This is a genomic window from Legionella sp. 227, assembly GCF_043161935.1.
Taxonomy (GTDB): Bacteria; Pseudomonadota; Gammaproteobacteria; order Legionellales; family Legionellaceae; genus Legionella; species Legionella sheltonii.
Genome location: NZ_CP171154.1, coordinates 3,793,098 through 3,817,470 on the forward strand (window position 1 = coordinate 3,793,098; position 24,373 = coordinate 3,817,470).

A 24,373-nucleotide genomic window follows, 5' to 3' on the forward strand; every position below is an offset into this window, starting at 1 on the left:
TCACCTAAAATTTAATAAGCCTTTAGTTTTTCTAGAACGAAAATCAATAAACTCATTGCGATCTTCAATGTTTAGATAGATATTCATTTTTTTTACTTCAACAAAACGTTGTCCCAAATCATGATGATAACGATGTCCTGGATATACAAGCACTTCATCGGGAATCACTTTTTTCAGATAATTCAGGGAATCAAACATTATGCCTGCATCCCCACCTTTACTATGACAAAAACCACAACCTTCATTGAATAAAGTATCACCCGTAAAGAGCGCGTTATCGATTTGAAAACAAAGCCCCCCAAAAGTGTGGCCCGGCGTTTGATGGATAATAATGCTAGGAAAACGCTCAATAGTAATGGTGTTTTGTAAAGGATAAATCGGCTTAAGGTTATGGCACTGGAATTCATAATATGCAATCTCTGTACTGCTCATATACACAGGACATTGGTAATATTTGGCAAAATAATTCGCCAAATGCGCATGGTCTAAATGATGATGCGTTAATAATATCGCAATGACCCGTAAATTATTTTGGGTTACAAAATCCTGAAATTTCTTTTTTTCCCATGAAGGATCAATAAAAATACAGGTATTATTTTCACTATCCACAACAACGGGGCAATAATTTATAAATTTAAATCGTTGCGTTTTAATCACTTCAATGTACATCATGAACTCGTATAAAATTAAAATCAGGGTGATACGCCATTTGATAATGATACTTATCAAAACAAATGATCTGATTTTTTTTGACTGCTAATACAATGGGCTTGAGCTTAAATAACCGAGAAATCAGATCCTCATCTGCTTGAAGACTAACAAATGGATTTTTAGCAAAATAAAGAACTGGAGATACCATCAGTTCACCTGTGATGCGATGGGTATCAAACAGGTTAAAATAATTAGTTAAATGCGCTTCATCTCTAGTTTTATGTAAAGTAATACAATTTTGTGCACACCATAGCTCTAATTTTTTCACATCAAAAAATAGTGCTACATCGTCAAAAGACAATTTTAAATGAACATTTAAAATAAAATGGTCGGCACAATGTTCAACCAGCGCACTACTATCCCATAACACCAAACTGGCATCCCTTTTTGCACATAAAGTGACATAAGAAATCGCTGAATCTAAATAATCAATGTAGTGCCCCAGAGTCCGATCTTCTGCCGTAAAATCGCCAACAACTATTTGTTTCTCCAAACGCAATGCAGCCTCAAGTGCTCGAAGCTCGAGATCATTTTTTTCCGAAATCTTAATCATCATGGACTCCAATCGCCTTCTCCATATTCTGGCGACGCATTTGAATGTTCCAAACGCCGCCCGTTACCATTTGATACTCATTGTTTAACAAGGGTTTAATTTTCAAATGTGCTTTTTCCAATTCATGCCAGGGCAAGGCGGGAAAGAAATGGTGTTCCACATGATAACCAAAGTTTAAAAATAAATAATGTTGCAACCATCGTGGAAACCAGGTACTACGGGTTGTTAGAGCATGTTCTTTTAATGTAGGTCGATGTTGCGTGGGTTCCAAACCTAAATGCTGTGGTGTTGACAACGTTTCCCAAAGTACCCCATACAACAAAATCGCTGGAAATAGATTTTTAAACGTTAAAAAGTTTGGGAAACACCACTTCAAGAGTACATAAGTAAAAAACAAAAAGAGTACTGAGAACAAACATTGTCGGAACATCATTCGAGATAATTTTTTTTGTTTTAAGAGCTTAAGTGGATAAGTCCAATAAACGAGATGCAAAAAAAACACATTTAAAGGGATAAAAGTTCTCCACCCTACATGAAAAATCCAGGGAAGCTTCTTACTTATTTTTGCTTGTTTCAATAATTCGAATACGGGATCTTTATCAATATGCCCAGTCCATTTATGATGCTCTTCATGAATGATTTTCCATGGATAGAAAGGCATACAACAAAAAATGCTGTTGTAATGACCAAGGACTACATTAAACCAGGATTTACTGGATAAAGTGTTATGGCCGCACTCATGGAGTAAAATGAAATTATGCAGAAATAAAATCGCCAGGCAAACTTCCCCTAAGCAATAAAAAAATAAGCTGTTCTTCCCTAAAAAAACAACAGCAGCATAAAGCAACACCATATCAGCAATCAGAAAACCGAGGCTTTTTGTCAATCGCCGTTTAAAGTTCAGTGACTTCCTCACTTCAGTGTATTCTTCGTTACTTAACATAAAACCGCTTCCTTTTTCTTTTCAATAGTATTAATAAGTTGTGATAAAGAAACATTTTCAAGTAATACGGTAGGTGAAATGTTGATCTCTAACTCACATTTAATTTGTTCTGCCAAATGAATTGCCGCTAATGAATCAAAACCATAATCTGTTAATGATTTATTTAAATCTAAATTTGCGGTAGCGCAATTTACATGTCTGGCTAAAAGTGTCAATAACTCATTATCTGCGCCTGCAATTTTAGGTAAAATCAACGGAGTTTCCTTTTGAGGAATCAACGTTTCTTGTATCCCTTCCTTGTAACTAAGTCGTGTTTTTAATTTTGCAATAAAGATCGATTGATTGATTTCTTTGGGCATCACATAGTCATCCACTGCAAACCCCATTTCGAGGAGTAGTTTTTGCCAGGTGTGCACATTGAGCAAAGCACTCGCGGAAATACGGTATTCATCTTTTTGGGAATGCCATTGTTTAAATAAGCCAAAGGTAAATGCAAGGAATAAACTGTTTTCAGTTGCTTCATTGATAATAAGCACTCCCTCATCACGAAGCAATGGAATAATATTCATCAGACATTGACGAATATCATCTGCCGTATGCAATACATTACTTGCAATAATGAGATCAAATTGTTGGCTCATCGCGGGTTTATTGATATCTAAAGTACACGTTTCTACACCAGCATACTCAGAGAAATTGTCTTTAGCTTGAGCAACAAATTGAGGGTTGATGTCACTGAACGTGTAATGAATCTGATGTGCACATTGAGTTAATACTGCTTCCGTAGTTGCACCAGTCCCCCCTCCTAATTCAAGAACATCAACTCGATGATGACGTGTAGCAACGATTTCTTTAACTATGGAAGCAATGGCTTGATTGTAATGGCTTGCCAAAAGATTTTTTTGATAAATAGCACGGACCAAATCATCTCGTCCAAAAGGAAACATGACTTGATGTATGGTTTTTTGTCCTGTGACCACTTCAGTAAACTGTGCCGCACACACTGTAAGTAACTGAACAAAAGGTTTAATTTGTGGGTATTTTTTAATTAATTGCACATGGTCTTGCAGCAATTCAGCATCAGATTTAACTTGATGTTTATTTTCAGGAACATGTTTCTGCTCAAAATCTTTCAAGCGGTTGATCAATGCAAAATAGTATTTTTCATAATCTTTGCATACTCCTTGCCCCAAATAATTTTGACTCCAAACAACACCATGGGTCATTAAGTGATGCTTCATCAAATGAAAACAAAAATGTTCTAACTCATGTAATCCCTGATTAAACAGGAGTAATTCTTCATTCTCCTGAGCCAAGGCATCCCAACAAATCGGCATCATCGCTTTAACTGATTCTGAAACATTGAAAAAACTCAGGTTGGATTGGTTCGAGGATATTGCTAATTGCAGTGAGTAATCACCTTGTTCTGCGGTGATTGGTGAAATACCAGAAGCACGCATTAGTTGATTTGCAGCTTCATCTTCTTGCTGCCAAAATCCCCAATGAACACGTTTTATTTTCTCGCAATGCAATGCATTAATTAATGCATCAGCATAAAAACATGTTGCTGAATAAGCACCCCTGTTTTTATTTTGTGTATAAACTTGCACTGAGGATGTCATTACAATTTGCTTCACTTCGTGGCGACGACATGCATTGATCAAATGATAAGTTCCTAATACCTTAGCCCCCATCTGCATCAAATAGTCTTCATAGCCTAATAAATTGATTGGGGATTCTGCATAAGAAGCACCCAAATGATAAAGACCATCTATTGCTCCATAATTTTGAATCACCTCGTCAATTAAAGACTCCACTTCATCGGCAACAGTACAATCTACTCTTCGCCAGTGCAGTATTCCTTCTGTTCTTGGCACCGTGTTACGACTGGCTATAAATAGCGCTCGCGGTTGACGCTCAATAAACTTAGGAACCAAGTATCTTCCTACTTGGCCATCTCCACCAATAAGCACAATCACTTCATGACTCGGTATCGAATGATTTAAAGAGAGATTCAGTGCTTTAAGCTGTCGATGCCATACTCCATCATCTGCCAAAACTAAAGGATAAGCCTGGCCTTGATAGGACACAGTAAACGCTTGCGGGATAATGGTATTACCTGCAAGATCAATGCATTCAATAAACCAGGATGGGTATTCCTTTTTTAAGGATTGAGCTAAACCATGTAGGCTTGCTGCATAGGGATTAATCGTCGATTGCTTTAGTCCATAAGCATTATTGCTGAATACATAGAGTTTTAAGGGTTTTTCGCTATAACCCAGTTCGTCCAACTTTTTAATACAATTTAAAAAGCCAGCCATTCCATAGCGTTGAGAATAAAGCAAGGAATCAGGATTGATCTCTTGGTCACACATCCCTGCAAAGTAATAAATCAATTCGCAAGAGTATTCTTTCAACCATTGCATGCCCTGCTCTACTGAATCTGTGTCATCGACATATACAAAATAAATATGTCCTTTATATTGTGTTTGTTGTACTGCATTTTTTACTAATGGCTCTTGCGCCCTTGTCAAAAAAATAGCGACATACTGATAGCTGTCAAGCTCAAGGAACGCAACCTTTTTCTTGCTCCAAATTGGTTCATAACATTCTATAGACCTTAGGTCTTTATTGATTGACTTTAGCTTCTCTTGCTCTTCAAACCAACAATAATGAGTTGCAAAAGGATAAACAGGTAACGCAAGGGGAATGGCATTAATTCCTTTATAAATGCGTTGCCAATTAATCAGTTGCCCCTGTTGATAGGCATAGGCAAGCTTATTCAAATAATCTTTTAATTGATTGGGTAACTGCTGTAATTCAAGAAGAGTTTCTTCGCTTAAAGTATGGTTATATTGAGGGGCTATAGAATCAGAACCATATTTTAATTGCTCTATCAAATCATCAAGGTTTTCCACAATAAAGAACTTACGACAAGCAAAATCAGCTCTTCCTACATTTAGGGTAAAGCTTAATTGAGTCAGGCTTATGTTATTGTTCAAAGCACTTAAATAATCCAGAAGCTGCTCTGTCTTTTTTTCTAGAGCATCTTCAGTCTTTGCAGATAATTTGATTGGAATATAAGATAAATTAGGTAGTTGTTCTGGCAAAGGGTTATTGCGCGCTAAAACACAATGACCGTTACTGCCACCAAAACCAAAACTATTAATTGCGATCGTGGATAACAAAGCCGGTTCGGCTTGACTGGCAATATGGAATGGACTCTCTGCAAGTCGAATGAAAGGATTAACTTCCTGAAAATTTACCTGCGGTGGAATCATTTGATGTTTGAGCATCAACAATGCTTTAATCACACCGGCAAGTCCTGCAACAGGTTCTGTATGGCCAATATTGCTCTTTACTGAACCAATATAAAGTGGTTTTACTCGTGATGAGAACAACTCATTTAAGACTGAAAATTCAATAGGATCACCTAAATGAGTTGCCGTAGCATGTGCTTCAAAATAATCGATTTCATCAATTGATATTCCATTCTGATATACTTGGGATAGCAATTGTTTTTGCGCTAAAGGATTAGGTGCGGTCAATGATTGTGAATGCCCCCCGTGATTGACTTGAATTGCTTTTATATTGGCTTCGATACGTAACTTTTGCGTTACAGCCAAATCTTCTCCTACTAACCAAACACCAGCCAAGCCTTCTCCTTTGACATAACCATTGGCTTGGGCATCAAAAGGTCGACATTCATTCGTTGGAGAAAGAACATTTAACTGAGCAGTTAATTCAAGTGTTTTTACATCGCAAAGCAAACTAACTCCAAGAACAAGAGCGGACTCGCATTCACCTTGCTTAATGGCCTGTACTGCACGATTTAAAGCGGAGAAACTGCTCGAACATGCAGTATCGATGGTTTCACTTGGCCCATGGAAGTCAAAAAACTGTGAAATTCGATTTGCAGCAAAAGTCTTGGCACAACCTGTAATTTGGTAAAGACTACTTAACTGACTGCGATCCAATAAGCGCGCATAGTCATCAAATTGAATGGCAACAAACACACCGATGCTTTTACCTTTCAAAGAGAGCGGTGAAACACCTGCTTGCTCCAATATATGCCAGGAAAGCTCTAATAACTTTCGTTGCTGGGGATCCATATATTTTGCTTGTTCCAAATTCAGATCAAAAAAAGCAAAATCAAAATCTGCAAAATGGTTAATAAAGCCCATCTTAATTGAGTCATTCTTCCTATTATCAAAACGCGTCTGCAGAGTCATCTGGGTACAATCTTTCCCTGCTAATAAGGAGTACCAATAGTCTTCTGGGGTAGGACATTGAGCAAAAGAACAATAATAACCACAAATAACAACATTTGATAAGGTTGGCTCCAGGGCATTTAATGGAGAAGAAACAGAAATGCTTTTTGTAATTGCTCTCACCTCATCGACGTCACGCGGCTTGTCCGTGGGCTCCACAGTTCTAACCTCATCACTGGATTCCGCGGACAAGCCGCGGAACGTAGGTTTGAATGAGGAGTGAGTAGTTACATATTCCTCTAATTTTCCTATCGTCTCGAATTCAAAAAATTGATTGGGATTTATTTGCATGTCATAGTGTTTGCTTATTGCCTCCGTTAATTCAGTGAGGGTCAATGAATTAAATCCCAATTGATAGAAAGTCTGTTCCGATTTAATGTGCTGAGGGGAAATCCCTAAGATTGATTCGATTAGTTCATGTAAAGAATGATCTTTATTCCAGGAACGCCCTTGCTGTAATTTCTGCAGAGGAACATTAAAACATTCTTGAGTTAAATAGTGATGAAATTGCTTGGGGTTCCCCTGAAACGGGATGTATTCACCGGCTGGTAACGTTAATAACTGCCGGCAAATAAGGCTTAAGTCATCTGCCCTTAACGGCTCTAAACCTTGATTGTCCTTACTCCATGCTAACCAGTTCAACTCCTCCGATGACTGAGTTGACTTCGTCATTACAAAGGGTAAGTAAACATACACATGCTCTTTACAGTAGGCATTTAATCCAAGCAAAGAAGCGTTATAAATTGCATAATCTACTTGCTTGCTAAATCCAGCTAGAGCAGACAAGGAGGAAATACTAATTAATTTTTGGGGATGATGGTATTGAATGAATTGGCTTAAATGAAAATGCAGTCGTTGTCGTTGTGCTACTTCATTTGCACTGTTACCAGGCATAATCCCAAGACAATTAATTATGACATCATAAAAAGAATTAGTAGGATATGGATTTGAAAAATCATGTTGGATGTAATGAATTTGTCCTTTTAAAGCATCAATCATGTGTTGACGTTTGGAATCAAGCTCACTTCGTCCAATAATATCAAACTGAGAAATGCCAACACCAATTAAAGTCTGACAAAATTGATAGCCAATAGAGCCCAAACCACCTAATACTACAACTCGTGCTCCAGGGAATAAAGGTAATGATTGATTATTCGTTTTAATTAAGTTTAAAGCAAAAGTAGACCTGGTCTTATCATACTTAATCATTCGATGGTCGAACTGATGTGCTTCGTTACTTACGATATTCACCACTTCAGAACTTGATAAACTCGTTAAATGAGGAATCAAAATATTCTTGTAATAATGCTTAAGCAGCTTGGGCATGGACATCATGAGTGCATGTAACTCCATCCAATGACTCTGACTTTGATGAATAAAAATAAATTGAACCTCTGGATTTTCAGAGATGCATTGATTGAGTAATCCAATAAGACGATCCAATTCCTTGTCTGCTACGGCAAGAAAAATTGCTACTTTATTGAACGAAACGCCGGACGTTGCTTGGTTAAAAAACATCTGTTGAGAACCATTATCTAATTGACAAATCTCATCAAACTTAGAGATCGGCTCCAATGCGCAAAGCTCCCTATCCAACTGAAAGCAATATAGCATAATTTTTTCTGAATGTGAGAACCAATAATTTTGTTTTTTATAGTGTGTTTTGGACCTTACACAAAGGTTATGGGAGAAATTTTGTAAAATTAAATGCCCATTACTCCCACCTGCACCAAAACTACTCAAACCAGCAAAACGAAGTTTTTGCTGAGGTACGAATTCAGTACATATCTTAATCGGTACGTCATCGATATTTAATCTTGGATTTAATGGCAAAGCATGAATTGAAGGAGCTAATGCCTGAGCTTGGAATTGCACAATGAGTTTAGCAATTCCGGCCATGCCAGCAGCAGATTCCAAATGCCCCAAATTACTTTTTATAGATCCTACATATAATGGATTCTCTGCAGAACGGTTACCAAATACTTCCCTTAGTGCAGCAAGTTCAATAGGGTCCCCCAAAGATGTTCCGGTTCCATGTGCCTCAATATAATCGATTTGATCTGGTCTAATCTTTGCGTTGGTCAAAGCGTGTTGAATCACTTTCACTTGGGCTTGAGCATTAGGTACGGTAAATCCGCTACTCATACCTCCATGATTCAGCGCTAATCCTTTAATTAACGCATAGATGGAATCACCATCCTCGAGTGCCTTCTTTGCTTTCTTTAAAAGAAGAACAACAACTCCTTCCCCGGGTACGTAACCATCGGCATATTCCTGAAATGGTGCGCTTCTACCTGTTGAAGATAAGAATTTATTTTGCACCAAGGATGCCAATTTATAGGGATGAGAACAGAGATTTACCCCACCAACTAACATTGCATCTACTTCATCATTAGCCAAATAACGACATGCTAAATCAATGGCAGTCAATGAAGAAGAACACATGGAATCCAGAGAAAAACTTGGGCCTGTTAAATTCAGCGTATAAGAAACACGATTTGCAATACTTGCGCCTAAAGATTGTGGGAGCTTTAAGTCGGGCTCTTGCTGACATTGTTCCACACCATAATTTTGATAAAGATGAAACATTGATGCAGCAACAACACCCATTTTTTTCTCATTAATGTGCGCGTAACCTGCATCTTCGAGACAATGCCAAGCATTGGCCAAAAATAAACGTTCTTGCGGATCGATTAATGCGGCTTCTCGTGGCGAGATATTAAAAAATAAAGGGTCAAAACCAGCAATATCGTTCAAATACCCACCCCAGAGATAAGGAGTATAATGCCAATTTCTCGGTGCTTTCGTAATTGAATTTTTGGCCGTTTTCAAGTTATTCCAAAGCGCTTCTAAATTTTCAGCATCAGGTAATTGTAATGAAATTCCGATAATCGCTATGTCTTGCTCAGCGACTTCAGTTGACTCTAAAAGACGTAGGTCATCTCGAACGTAGTGATACATCTCCTTGTTTACAGAAGATCCTCGACTGGATTCAGGATGACGATTGTTTTGTTTGATGTGTGCTCCATAAGAGCTAGGTGGCTCAGATTGAGGTAATTGATTGAATCGATAATCATTCGATTTGACGATTCGATGAGCTAACAAAGACGAATTAGCAATCACTACATGAGGAACATGAGCGTTCAATGCCTGTTCTAATAAAACAAAAGCATCAGGTGTTTCTAAAGGTAAAGTTCCATATTCTTCTTTAAGTTTTTGTAATTGACTCGGGTTGATTTCCATCCCCCCCTCTAACCAATAAGGCCAGCTGATACTAATAAATCGAGAGGTATGCTTTCCTGTGAGACGTAATCGTTCTTGTTCGCAAGCATAGGCATTTAAAGCAGCATTGGCCGCGGCATAAATGCTTTGTCCAAGATTACCAATATCCGCTGATAAAGAAGAATAAATACAATAGAAATCAGGTGAATTATGTTGTAATGCATGGTGAATAACACGCAAACCCTCCAATTTGGAACGCAGTGTTTTCTCAATATCTTCTGGTCGAATATTCATTAGCAAACAATCATGTTTTTCACCTGCTAAATAAAACAAACCATCTATATGGAAATTATGGCTGTTAAAAAACTCATTAACTGCTTCAACATCACTCACATCCAATTGGTAATAGGTCACACGCACATCAGGAACAATTTGCTCACTGCGACCAATCACATAAATCTGGGCTTGATATTTTTCAATCAAAAATAATGAGTGAGTAAACGACCTAATCCGCCATTACCCCCGACAATTAAATAACTTCCCCCTTTTTTGATAGACGAATGGATCAATGGAGAATCGAGTTTGATATAACTTTTGGCATAAAATTGGTCTTGGTGAAGATAAACACATTCATTTCTATTTGCCAAATAGCCAACAGGATCCTTAACACACTCGTCACTCACTAAAATCGAATAATTGAGACGAGGATATTCTTTAACGAGACAAGAAAAAAAAGCAGAAACTGATTCAATTAAATTCGGGTGTTTCGAAGATAAACTGATAACAACAAGAGATAAGGGACCTTGTGACCAACGGACAAATTTGGAAAAAGTTTCTGCGAGTTGATTTAAAATTGTTTGCAAATCAAGCTCGGTTTGATAATAGCGGGTATCGTAAATTATCCAAGCTTCTTTTGCTTTCTCCTGCAAAAAGTCAAGTGCCTGCTCATAGTTAAACTGATCAAGAATAACCAACACTTGCTTATTATTGCTACCCCGATTTATTTTAGTTCTTGTTGGAACATAAAGTGCATAATCAGCATTTTTTAAAGAAATTTCCCGGTTGGAGGATGCTGCAGAAGCGCCATGAGAATCAATATATGCTGTTAATTTTTCCAAAGTATTTTGTTCAAACAATAAAGTAGGATAGAGGTCCAAATTAAATTGTTTTTCCAATACATCGACTAAAGCAATTAAACTACTGGAATCAAATCCCAAATCAAAAAAAGAAACATGTGGCGGTAAAACTGCAGGCGCGTCCTGTAAATTATTCTTTATCAGCGCCTTAATTTTGTTCTGAGTATCTCCGGAAACAATTTGCTGTGAGTCCCTAGGATTCTGAATGACTTGCTGCGCAAACTGCTTGCGCTGAAATCGCTTATTGGTTAATCCTTCAAGAGCCACTACTAAATCTCCATCAGGTGTCAATAAATGAATTCGACATTTAATTAACGACTCATGGTGAGTTGGTATCACTTCAGCCTTAACGACTAAAGTGGGCGTTGTCACTCGCGCAAATACACGCACCCGATCAATTCCTAAAGGTAAATAACTCACATCAGGCCCCGCATGTGCCACTTCATCAAAATGCAGAGCGGCTATAGCAAACGTAGCACCATCCAATAAGGATGGATGTAAATAAAAGCGCGATAAATAAGGATGAGCCTTGGCGCTAAGAGTCAATTTCATCGCAATCGATGATGCATTGATTTGTGTGGTTCCACTAACCTGCATAAACTCACCATGCTCAATAAATGAAGCACGCGCTAAACTATATAGAGTATTCATTGAATGAATTGGTGTCTCAGCAGTTTGCAATACAATTGATTCAGGTAAATCGGGTCTTTTAAACGCTATGGCTGCTTTAAAATGGATAATTTTTTTATCATTCTCTTGATGATAAATTTCCACAGTTTGGTATTGTGAATCATAAACAACAGACAAAATAATCGTTTCCCCCTCAAGCACCTTGGCTGCATGAGGATAGGTGACTTGGGTGAGCTCGTAGTACTCCGATTCGAAACAGCGAGAAATAATATCCAAATAGGCGATACCAGGTAGCACGCGTATCCCATCAATACGGTGATCGGCAACCAAATAATTATCAGCTGTTAATTTAATTTTAAATACATTCGACATCAAAAAATTCATCCATTGTTTCTGAATACTGTTCTTCATGTCGCAAAACGACAGAATTTTTTTGCATCATACTTGAGAGAACGACATGAGCATTTGTTCCACCAAAACCAAAGGCACTTACTCCAAAATAATGAGTTCGATGACGTTCTAAAAATTGAGGTTCATCCAACAAACATAATGGTGAGTTGGCAAAATCGTACCGAGGATTGGGCGTCACTGGTTCCGGTTGAGGCACCAAACAGTGATGGTAACCGCATAATGCCGCTTTTATAAACCCAGCCATTCCTGCAGCACTTAAAGTATGACCAATATTCGCTTTCACACCACCCACAACACATTTTTTATGCGATGTTCCCAAAACATGAGTTAATGCTTGCAACTCCATAGGATCACCTAATTCGGTACCGGTCGCATGCATTTCAACGTAATCTAAATTTTGTGGTGTTAATCCCGCATTATTTAATGCTTTTTGAATTACTCTTTGCTGGGCTTTTGGATTGGGTGTAGTATAACCCATCGTATTCCCATCATTATTAACCGCGATTCCTTCAATAACACAATAAATCTTATTTCCATCAGCTAACGCATGTTCCAAAGGTTTTAAAACAACAAACCCTCCTCCCTCACTTAATACGATTCCATTAGCACGAACATCAAAAGGCCGACACTTGAAATCAGGTGATAAAGCTTTAGCCGCATCCATTAAAGCAAAAGGCCTTGTATTGATTAAACCATCAATGCCTCCGACCAAAGCAAGTTCAATATCTCCTGATTTCAATGCAGAAACTGCATGATTTAAAGCAACTAAAGAAGAAGAACACGCCGTATCAACCACTTCAGCAGTTCCACTTAAATCAAAAAAATGATTGATATGCGCTGCAATAAAATTTTGTCCCTGGCCAATGATCGTAAACTGATTGATCTCCTGATCCGCACTAAAATCAGCACGAGTTCCCACAAATACACCAGCATTCATTCCTTTAATTGTTTCTTGTGTCAACCCAGCATCAATAATTGCTTTTTGGCTTAATGCCAATGCACGAGTCACTAATGGGTTAACTTGTTGTTGATGTTTTTCCGAAAACCCAAAATTAAGCGCGGTTCCCCATGCATTCTCATGAATAAAACCGCCATGAACAGAAGCATACTCATTTCGATCGACTCGCTCCTTAGGAATTGGAGTAACCGAAATGGTACTTTCTAGTAAATTATTCCAAAATTCCTGCACATTATTAGCACCCGGAAATTGACATGCCATGCCTATAACTGCGATTTTTTTAGTGCTTTTTTGAAGATCGTGCGCTGCATCAGTTTTAATCAACGTTTCACGTGATAATCCATTTAGTTTCTGGATGTGTGATGCCAATCGAACAAGCGAATGATGTTCAATAATCACTTCGGCAGGAAGCATTAAGCCCATTACTGCTTCGATCTTTTTTAATAAAGTCATTAATAGAACGGAATCAACTCCATATTCGGCAAAACTCTTGTCCAATGCAACCTCATCTTCAGTGATACCGATTACCTCCATGAGGATCATTTTTAAAGTATCTGAAATAGTTCGTTGCATCGATGAACTCTGATCCGCTCGAGGTGTTGCTGGAGAAAGCTTATTCTTACTCGGCATAATGACCGAAGAAACCGTTTCGTTTTCTAATAAAGTTGAGAGTAAAGCAAGCGCCTCATCGGTTTTATAACTTCCGAGTTGGCTCCGCTGATAACTGCTACTGGACTCTGCATTTTTGCTAAATTCACTCCATGCGGGCCAAGTAATGCTTAATACTTGTCCAGCATGCGCTTGGGCAAAAGCATTTAAATAATAATTACTCAAAGCATAATCAACTACACCTGTTGCAAGCTCTGGGAGAACACTGGATACCGACGAAAAAAGGACTAGTTGTTCCATACCATAAGGACTTACCGCCGACCATAAGGCTTCAAGTCCTGCTCTTTTAGGATGAAACATCCGGATGAAATCATTTTGGGTAAGCTCTGTAAACGACTTGGTTTGCGTTGGGGTTACTCCAGCGCAATGAAAAATCCAGCCAAAACGGTCTTTTTGAGTAACTCCCTGGTCACTATCTACGCTGGGTGAGCAATTACCTTTTTGATTCATAACGACTCTTAAAAACGCGACAAATAATTCCTTTTGAGCTAAATCGCCAATATAGTAATAAACCGCACACCCTTGGTTTCTTAATTGGTTAATGAGTTGAATGGTTTTTCCTGCCTTACAAGACGAATGCAGGTAATGTTCCCATAAAGTTTCTTGTGGCAATGGCGTGATACCAGTGAGAATTAATTTGCGTGCACCACGAACAGCTAACCATTTTGCAACCTCAGCTCCAATACCACTAGTACCACCAGTAATTAAGTATACTTTCTCAACGTCAATTGAGGCTGAAGCTGATCTTTTATATTCTTTTGTTTGCAATACTTGAATGAATCGTTGTCCTTGAACATATCGAGCCTTATGAAAATGAAGGCTTAATTGGCTTAATTCTTGTTGAATAAGTTTCGTAGTAAGGAGCTGCTGGTCAATCACTAATGAGCCCGTTTTTAAACCTATAGTTTGAACATTCATACAGTGTAAAAAATAACTAATCACATCCAAATCAGGCGATTGTGTGTTATTAATTTGTAAAATGCTGCCCTTTTTTGCACTAAGAGCAACCTGTTGCAAAAGGCTCAAATGATCAACTAACTCTAACTCATCATTGCAGCAATCCAGAAGAATAAAATCATGATTCAACAAGTCAATGATTTGTTGTTGTGTAACGATTCTCCCCTCTTGAGCGAAATACCCGTCGTTTTCATTTTCCGATACATAAATGATGTGGATTGCGTTCTGCGGCAAAATGTTTTTTATCTCTGCAGCATTACTTTGAGTACTTAATACAATCCATTGACGAGGTATATCATTATCAATGCGTATATGATGCTGCTGCCAAACATATTCATACAATGTGTCTGAGATCGGTTTTTTTTCAAGATCATGAAAATAACGCCTACTTTGAAATACCGTTCGCGGTAATGGGCTAACATTAGGCTTAATCGTACTCTCATAACTTTTTAAAATCACATGGGCGTTACTCCCGCCAGCACCAAAGCTCGACACACCGGCATAATAACACTGGTCTTTCTGATGCAGGGACCAAGTCGATGGTGTTTGACATAAAACTAACGAGTCTGGTAATTGAATATTAGGATTCAATGTATTGGCATGAAGGCTTGCATAAAGCTTTTTCTGTTGCATTTGCGCAATCACCTTGATGACGCCAGCAAGTCCGGCAGCAGCCTCCATATGCCCATAATTTGATTTTAATGAGCCAATAAAACAAGGAGTATCGCGTTCAGAAAATACTTTGTTTAAACCCTTAATTTCGATGGGATCCCCCAATTGTGTCCCTGTACCGTGACACTCTAAATAACTTATATCTTCAGGCTGCAAGCCGGCTTTTGATAATGCTTTTTTAATCACTTCTGCTTGGGCATTAGCATTGGGAACAGTATATCCAGAGCTGGTGCCATTATGCGCAATGCTGCTGCCTTTAATCACTGCATGGATACGATCACCATCGTTAATTGCTGCCTGCAGCGGTTTAATTAAAATACTGACCACTCCCTCACTTGGAACATAGCCATCTGCCTGCGCTCCAAAACTGGCACAATGCCCTTGTGCGGATAACATATTTCGATGCAAAAGTTCTTGATATTTATAATCATGACTGATGAGATTAACCCCTCCCACCAATGCCATTGATGCATCTTGGGCATTGATGGCTTGAATGGCTAAATGCAATGCAGTTAATGAAGAAGAACACATACTGTCTAGGGTTAGACTTGGCCCGGTAAAATTAAGGACACTGGAAATGCGGTTTGCAATACTCGCTGCAGTTGAATTCGCGAGTATGATTTTTTGCTCTCTTAAACTTTTTTCAAAACCAGCCAATTGATAAAAATTATTCATCGCACCGATGAACACCCCTACAGAACGAGCTTGATTATCCAGCTGCATTCCGGCATCTTCGAAGCAATGCCAGGCATTTTGCAACATAAGCCGTTCTTGTGGGCACATAATTAATGCATCATGGGGTGCAATATTAAAAAATAAAGCATCAAAATCGTTCGCATTTTCAAGCAAGGCTCCATAACCGTAACTGCGATCGTCAATTGCCTGCACGCAATTTTTACCCGTTTCCAGGACGTCAATAAATGATGGGAAGTCGGGGGCTTGAGGAAAGTTTACGGCCATGCCAATTATAGCTATATCTGATGCAACCATCATCGGTTCGTACTTATCTACTTCGCGCGATGTAGCATGAGAGTGGTTAACACGACTGTTACCAAAATGTTCAATTAACTCATCAAAAGTTGTATGTTCAAATAAAAGAGTTTTAGGTTGACTGCCAAAATGAATTTCGAGATCGAAAATAATATCCATGGCCAATAAAGAATCTAATCCCAGCTTACTGAATTGCCCAATTTTTTGTAATTCATCAGAAGTCATGTTCAAGCGATGGGAAAAAACAGAATAAATTAATTCGCGAGTCGATTCTGTTCCTGTACCAATTTGTATCTGTTCACGTTCTGTAACTTGTTCGCCAAGCGTAGAGACTGTTCCGACAAGCTGCTGAACGTTGGCTGAAAGTCTGTCGTTGTCCACATGTTGTGTCACGACATGTGCCGTGAGCTCTTCAAGAACAACACATAAATCTCCATTTTCATCAAAAATTTGAATATGAAAGCTGAGTAATCCGACTTTTTGCGTACACACCAAAGCATGGTTTGACAGCCTTTTGAGAAGTACAACTCTTTTAGCGCTAACGGGTAAAGAAAGGGGCTGTTGCTGATATAAAGTAAAGTAACCCACGGTTTGCAGTGCTGCATCCAAGAGGTAAGGATTGAACAAAAACTCATTAAAATTTTGGTTACACTCTATGTGTGCAAATACTCGGTCCTCAGATGCCAAAAGGTGGGTTATATTTCTTAAATCAGGTCCATATTGAATCCCTGCTTGTTCAAAACAGCGATAATATTCAATACAGTCAATTGAATTGGAGCACTTTTTAAAATCGTTGAGGTCAAAAGGAGAGATTTTTTCATCTTTTGCAATTTCGGCACTAAAAAAAGAGCTTTCTTCATAAAACAATTCTACGACATTTGCAGTCTTGCTGATATGGATATCCATCCTTTGATGCAATGCGGGCAATGTCCTTAACCAACGCACATTCACACAATAAAGTGGCAACTCATTAAGAAAATGCTGCGTTAATGCAAGGCTCACAACCCCAGGTAAAATCGATTGATGATTCACTTGATGTTGACTGAAATAGGTCCTCTCTGCTGATAATGTGTACTCATTTGTCGTTTGCCAATAACAATGAATTTTTTTAAAAGGATGTACTGGAAATTCGCGCTGATTTTCACTAGCAAATCGTTGGATCACTATATGTGCATTTGTACCAGAAAACCCAAATGAACTGACTGCAGCAAGCGATTTATCTTTTGGCCACGGACTTAATTCTTTTACTGGATAGAAAGGGGTACTCGCAAAATCGATGTGTGGATTTTCACGATCACAATGAATTGTTGCTGGAATTTTTTGAAAATAACTGCATAAAACACTTTTGATAAAACCGCAAATTCCAGCAGCATGTACTGTATGACCAATGTTGGATTTGATGCTTCCTAAACCACAGGATTTTTTTCTATTTTCTTTTCCTTGGGTCGCAAATAATCGCTGTAAGGCACTCACTTCTATTGGATCACCAAGTTCTGTACCCGTTCCATGTGTTTCAATATAAGCAAGATCTTCTGTCGATAAACCATAAGAAGTATAAATGTGCCGCATCAGTTCGGTTTGTGCCAAACCATTAGGTGCTGTAATTCCATTCGATTGCCCATCTTGATTCACCCCACTGGCCTTGATTACTGCATAAATGGGATCTTGGTCTTTCAGCGCTTGAGCTAAAGGTTTTAAATAAACACAGGCCACTGCTTCGCCAGGAATAAAACCATTCGCTTTATCACTGAATGTTTGACATGCATGATCAGAGGAAAGCATTTTGGCATGATGCGCTTGCTGCAGGAACTCATCACTGGTCATAATGAATACTCCGCCCGCTAAAGCACTAGTGCACTCTCCATTTTTAATGGCTTGACACGCTTGATGGAGGGCAACCAAAGAGGAGGAACATGCTGTATCTACAGTAATTGCTGGCCCCGTCAAATTAAAGGTATAAGAAACTCGTCCTGCAATCACTGAGGGAGCATTTCCCCAAAAACTTTGGGCTATAGGTTTTTCCAGACTGTGAGTTAAATAATTATTTTGGCTTGCACCCACAAAAACACCACAGAATTTATCAGGTAGTTCCATCGGTGCATAACCCGCATCAATTAAAGCACCCGCTGCAGTTTGTAACAATAAGCGCTGTTGTGGATCCATCGCTTGTGCTTCAATTTTGGGGATGTGGAAATAATCTGGATCAAAGGCAAAAACATCATCCAGCCACCCCGCATGATTGGGCTCTCGTATGTATTTTCTCCCGCGCTTCTCTAATGAGGTAATCGCATCAAATCCTTCGCATAAGGAGTTCCATAATTCGTCGATTGATTCTGCTTGAGGAAATTTTCCTGCCATACCAATTACAGCAATATCTAGAGTAGACCTCCTTCCAAACTCTACTGAGGAGGTGAATTGTTTCGTCGATGCGGTGCTCGAATCCTCATGTACCTGTGTATACACTCCGGTTGTCCGCTGCGCGTCTCCTCGCACTTCACTCTCCTCAGCGAGTTTGGAAAGAGGTCTATTGTTGTTCTTTGCTGATTCATTGCTTGTCAGCTCAACACCCTCCATGATGACTTGCCAATTTCCCTGTACATCCAAAACGGCGGCGTTCTGATCTTTGATATGTAAAGAGCTGCATTGCTGAGGCTGCACTCGTAACAAAACCCGTTTTATTGCTTTAGGTAACCCAGGACGAGGGTTTTTAGCAAAAAAAGGATCGTTGCGATAAATGAATGAATGCAACATACTGCCTAAAACTGCAGGAAAGCTCCCCTTAGGATCCAGGCTAGCAGAAAATGAATCGTCAGAATCATTATAATTTTCAATAATTCGATAACACGGACCTAAATAATGCAATGAATCACCCTGATAAAAATCATTCATCACCAACTGGTTGTGGTTGTCCATTGGTCGGGACATTTCATGGTAGGTCTTAAATTGATAGTGATTTTGTAATACCAATTCCTTATTGTCATTCTTATCAATTTGCGCAATGAAGCATTCATGAGTTATTGGATCAATCTCCAAATGCAAATTTATCTCTTGATCTTTTTCAGCAATTAATAATTTTTTTAATTCAATATCAGTTAATTCCACTATGGGTGCAGTAGCCGCTAAAGGACTTAATGCAGCATAAATCATCATCAGTAAATTATCTAATGGAAACACATAATGACCATCAATTTGATGTGCTAACCAGAAGGGATTGCTTTGAGGACTGTATGTATACCGACGCCGATGCTTAGTCATCAATCAACTCCCCTGTAAATAAATCGACTGCCTGTTTTTGCAAAACAACAGGTTCTACCCCTTTTAATTCGGAACAAACAAAAGTTGCTAAACGGTCTAGCGTGGGATAATCAAAAATAACTGCAGTACGTAATGATAAATTGAATGTTTTATTGATATTGGTAACCAAACTTACCCCAGTAATCGAATCAAGGCCAATTTCTGCCAAAGGACGGTCAACTTCAAGATGCTGACCTTTGGGCAAATGAAGCGCAGAAATAACAAATTCCGAAATTTTCTGAGTAATCTCTAAAAAATCATGGAGCCCTTCTCCCCGAGTCTGGGGCGAAGATGTTCGCAGGACGGATGAGGGACTCCTCATCTGAAATTCTTGATCACAACGCGCTTCGTAAATGCGAGAATGACAACAAAAAACTCTTTGCGCTTTTTCTTGCTCAAGCAAATCTGGCTCTAACACACTAAAACCTGATGCAGATAATTTTTGCAGCCAAAGATTCTGGCTTAATAAAGGAGAGGCATTTAATCGTTGCGCGTCACGCGCTTGCCACCAGCCATCAAATAAACCAAAAATAAAATTCAAATAAGCCTGCTCTTGCACTGCCTCATTTAACAAAAACACACCCTGAGGCTTGAGAATCCGCTGCAATTCCTTGAGGGTAAGGTCTAAATCATTGGCTAGATGAAGTACATTAGAAGCCAGAATAACGTCAAAAGAACCATCAGCTAATTCTGCTAAATGATTCATATCCAAATGCTCGCATTGCAAATTAAAGCGCACTTTGGCTTGTAATTTTTTTCCTTGATTTAAGAAAAAGGAAGAGACATCCGTATAGTAATAATCAACCTGCTCATAGTGATTCAGCACATCCATTAAGGTTTCCGTAGTTGCCCCCACACCAGCCCCCAGCTCAAGGATTTTCACTCGTTTGTTGGTTGTACGGAGAAACTCACCTAAATACTTTGCAATCTGCTGATTACATTTCCTTGATTCAGGGCTTTTAGCATAAAGCGCAAACAATAAATGAAGCCCTTGTTCTGAAAAAACAATCTCTGCAGGCGCCTTATTACCCGTTAATATTGATTCATAGTTCAAATAACAAAGATAAGCTAAGCGATAATAAGCTTCATAGTCAGTGTCCTGTTGACAACAAAGCTCAAGCAATTGATTCAATAATTCATCATTAGGATGATGCGGTAAATCATTTAAATGGCCTACCAACTGTTCATACTTAGGTATCACCTTGTTTACAAAAACTTGTTTTTTCCGTAAATCATGAACCAAATGAGAAACGAATTGATTCACTCCCTCTAATCCTTTTTTTAAAGAGATAACCGATACGGCATTGGGATTTGTTCTAACGGAATGAAACCCACTGGATCCCGCATACAAGTCGCGGGGCGTAGAAGGGTGAGAGCAATTACCGTCACTTTTATGTTGAATTGCAAACTGCACGTACTGACTGTTTAAACCGATTTGCAGCGCCTCAAGTGCTTGTTGTGTTGTCAAAGGAATAAAACCTAAACTGCGTGCTCTTTTAAGGTAAAAAGAATCCGTAACAGCACCCACTTCTTGCCAAATACTCCAATTAATAATCTTAACGGGTAATGCCGTTTCTTTCTCTAAGCGCAGACAATAGGCATCAAGCGCATTGCTTGCCGCCGCATAATTTGCCTGACCTGCAAGACAAGCACTGCTTTGCATGGAAGAAAAAATCACAGCGGCGTTCACTTTAGTGTGTTGATGCAACTGATAAATGAAATAGGCACTGAATAATTTGGCATCCACCACACTGCGAAATTGTTGCCACGTCATGGAGTCAACTGTGCTGTCATGCAGATGCATCACTAAATTAAATACAGCATCGATGACTGGATATTTCACTTGCAGATACTTAATCAGCAAAGCACATTCTGCTTCTCGGGTGACATCTGTTTGAATAAACTCAATCTGCGTTCCATACGCTTGTAACAATGCACGTCCCTCTTCATTGAGAGGGCTACGTCCTACAAGAATCACTTGAGCTTGATAAGATTTCATCAAGAATTGCGCCAACTGACGTCCAATTCCTCCCATACCACCCAGAATCAAATAAGTCCCTTGGCTTATGAGAAAATCATGCGCGTCACAATTCGTAGCTAAATCCAAAGTATTTAACCAATACTGTTTATTTTGATAGTAAATGGTTTGATGTGGCCCTTCATAAACTCGTTCCACCACCGATAATTCTAAAGGGATATCGATTATGAAATGTTTGAATTGCCAATAGGGTATTTCTTTAGCTAAAGATCCCAACAAACCACTGACCATGGCGACTTGCGGATGGTGGGCTTCAACAACATAAGAGTACCAATCAATATGAATATCTTTTGTAAACAAGGCAGTGCTTAATGCACTCTTTAATACATCAAATAAAGGCTTAACAAACTTGAGAAGATCATGATTAAAAAGACTGGTCTCTAAATGAAAATCGGGTATCTTCGGATAGATAATAATGTAATCCAGCTCAGGATGGGCAGCTAAGAATAATTGGAACTCATTGGGATCAAAGTGATCCAGACTGTAGCTCAAAATCTTATTGTTTGTTTCAAGCTGAATACTCATCTGCTGAATTGTTGCGGCAAAATATTCTGCATAAATCATTAAGATATTTTTTTTGTACAAAGGTTGATGTTTCATTTCTGCATCAACGTTCAATTCCTTTGTCACATACAACAAGTGATTCTCTTGATTTTTAAACCATATTTTTTTGCGTTCGAATGGATAGGCTGGAGTAGCATGCACACCCAATACATCATTAGAATTAAGTTCATGGGTAAATACCGCATCACCAGCAAGATAAGCTTGCGCCATGGACTGGTAACGGTCATCAATATAGGCTGCAGTAGATGACTTGAGCCAATTCTGCATGTGTTCAATCAATTGGTGTTGATTATGCCATTGAAATAAGACCCGATGACGGTGGTGTACTCGTCTTTTTTGTAAGGTAAAACAGAAACTTTGTGGCTCGATATGATCAGTTTTTTGCAACCAATCGATATAATTGTTTACCAAAGCCTTCAAACTTGCCTCATTGGTTGCAGAAAGAGGAATCAATGGCACAAAAGTAGTTGTATGTTGTGGTTTGACTGCATCTCCTTGTTCTAAAACGACATGCGCGTTAACCCCACCAAAACCGAAAGAACTCACTGCCGCGCAACGCGGAATGAATTCGCCTTTGCTTTGCTTTTCTGGCCATGGATGAGTTTCTTGACTAATCGTTAACCCTGATTGCTGCAGAAGCAGATAAGGATTAATTTCAGACAAATTCGCTTGCCCAGGAATCATTTGATGTTGGAACATCAACAAAATTTTTATTAATCCCGCCAATCCTGAAGCAGGTTCCAAATGGCCAATATTCCCTTTAACCGAACCCACCTCAATTGCTACATTTTTATCGGCAACAAAATTCTTTAAACCTTCCAACTCAATTGGATCACCTAATGGAGTTCCCGTTCCATGAGCTTCAATATAACTGATACGTGATATATCAATTGAGTTATAGACTTGCTCATAGAGTAGTTGCTGTGCTTTTGAACTGGGTGATGTAAGCGTATTGGCTTTACCCGTATGATTGGCGCCACTGCCAAGAACTCGCGCATAAATCGTATTATTTTGTGTCTGTGCCAACGATTGCTTCTGAAGAAGAATAACAATAATTCCTTCTCCTCTAATGTATCCATCTGCATTTTTATCAAATGGCTTACAGGCATTCGTAGCAGACAACATCCCTGATTGAGTGAATGCGTTAAAAAACTCATCGTCCAGTAATAAATTGACGCCACATACTATCGCTTGATCAATCTCTCCTTGTTTGATGGCTTTCACGGCGCGATCTAGAGCATATAAACTGCTAGAACATGCCGTATCCACTGCTTCACTCGGTCCCGTTAAATCAAAATAATGAGATATTCTATTAGCCAGTAAACTGTGTACTGTGGCAACTGGAATGTAGGGATTATTAATTTGGTAACGGGTCAATAACTTAGCATAATCAAAAGTTGACGCGCCTACATAAACACCAGTAGCAGAACCTTTTAATTGTAATGGATTGATTCCGCCCATTTCTAAAGCATGCCATACTTCTTGCAATAATAATCTTTGCTGAGGATCCATCACCATTGCTTCAAGCGGAGAAAGATTAAAAAATGAGGCATCGAATGCATCGACACCATCAATAAATGCTCCAGGATGTTGTTGCATGTAGTGCAACCGATTCGCTGGCGTTTGACTAAAAACGTTTCGTTGATTTAATAACAATTGCCAAAAATCATTCAAATCCTTACATCCTGGCAATAATGCACTGTACCCCACAATAACTGGATCATCGCTCTGCAAGCCCATAGATCGCATCGATAAATCGTGGGACTTCGGTATGATGGATGAATTGTTAACAAAACCTAATTCTGGTTGAATCGGCGCTACAACGAAACTCTTAACTTGTTGTTCATAATAGTCGATAAACTCAGAAACCGTCTTATAACCAAAAAAAGTTGCGGGAGTAATTGCTAAATCATGAGCATCATTCAAATGATTTGCCAATTCAGTAAATAAAATCGAGTTAAAACCAAGATCACCAAAAGATGAGGTCACATCAAAATGATCTTCAAGCTCCAATACTTTTTTAATGGTGTTGATTACTAAAAGTTTAAATTCCATATGTGCTTCAGACCTGTATTGTTTCGCTGATTGCGAATGATTTAATTGCTGTAAAATGAGTTCTGGATCTCCTTGATGCGCAATAATTTGCGGCCAAGGTAAAGCGGATAAAGTTTCCAAAATACGACATCCAGTAGCATTGCTAATTGCTTGCATGCCCCACTCTTTTTGCATACGAGCTAAAACCGAATCACTAACCTGCATACCTCCTTGCTCCCAAAAAGGCAAATTAATACTGCAGGTAAACCCTGTGCGTTCACCTTTGATGCGCATTGACTCACGTAAGACAGTAAAACCAT

7 protein-coding genes (1 of these 7 running past the window's edge) are annotated in these 24,373 nt (G+C 38.8%); all 7 read right to left on the reverse strand.

Features of this window, described 5'->3' with window-relative positions; all coding sequences use genetic code 11:
* Tightly spaced (each overlapping or abutting the next), the 7 genes in view from ACF8MK_RS16495 to ACF8MK_RS16525 form a layout consistent with a single transcriptional unit that may run on beyond the window.
* Positions 1 to 672, reverse strand: coding sequence for an MBL fold metallo-hydrolase (locus ACF8MK_RS16495; RefSeq protein WP_392537573.1), 672 nt, complete (start codon positions 670 to 672; stop codon positions 1 to 3).
* The gene (locus tag ACF8MK_RS16500; protein ID WP_392537574.1) at positions 659 to 1,267 is read right to left on the reverse strand and encodes a hypothetical protein; all 609 of its coding nucleotides are present in this window, start codon (positions 1,265 to 1,267) and stop codon (positions 659 to 661) included. Before ACF8MK_RS16500 ends, ACF8MK_RS16495 begins: the two co-directional genes overlap by 14 nt.
* A complete protein-coding gene (locus ACF8MK_RS16505) occupies positions 1,257 to 2,207 on the reverse strand; it encodes a fatty acid desaturase family protein (RefSeq protein WP_392537575.1) in 951 nt (316 codons plus the stop codon). Before ACF8MK_RS16505 ends, ACF8MK_RS16500 begins: the two co-directional genes overlap by 11 nt.
* Entirely contained in the window at positions 2,201 to 10,183 is a 7,983-nt protein-coding gene (locus ACF8MK_RS16510; protein ID WP_392537576.1) for an SDR family NAD(P)-dependent oxidoreductase, read from the reverse strand. The genes ACF8MK_RS16505 and ACF8MK_RS16510 overlap by 7 nt, the downstream gene beginning before the upstream one ends.
* On the reverse strand, positions 10,180 to 11,838 hold the full coding sequence (locus ACF8MK_RS16515; protein WP_392537577.1) for a phosphopantetheine-binding protein: 1,659 nt from the start codon (positions 11,836 to 11,838) through the stop codon (positions 10,180 to 10,182). Before ACF8MK_RS16515 ends, ACF8MK_RS16510 begins: the two co-directional genes overlap by 4 nt.
* Complete coding sequence (locus ACF8MK_RS16520) at positions 11,822 to 19,378, reverse strand: beta-ketoacyl synthase N-terminal-like domain-containing protein (RefSeq protein WP_392537578.1); 7,557 nt, start codon at positions 19,376 to 19,378, stop codon at positions 11,822 to 11,824. Before ACF8MK_RS16520 ends, ACF8MK_RS16515 begins: the two co-directional genes overlap by 17 nt.
* On the reverse strand, positions 19,371 to 24,373 hold the end of the coding sequence (locus ACF8MK_RS16525; RefSeq protein WP_392537579.1) for an SDR family NAD(P)-dependent oxidoreductase. 7,987 nt of this gene lie beyond the right edge of the window; 5,003 of the gene's 12,990 nt are visible here — the last part of the coding sequence; the start codon falls outside the window, past its right edge; its stop codon occupies positions 19,371 to 19,373. The genes ACF8MK_RS16520 and ACF8MK_RS16525 overlap by 8 nt, the downstream gene beginning before the upstream one ends.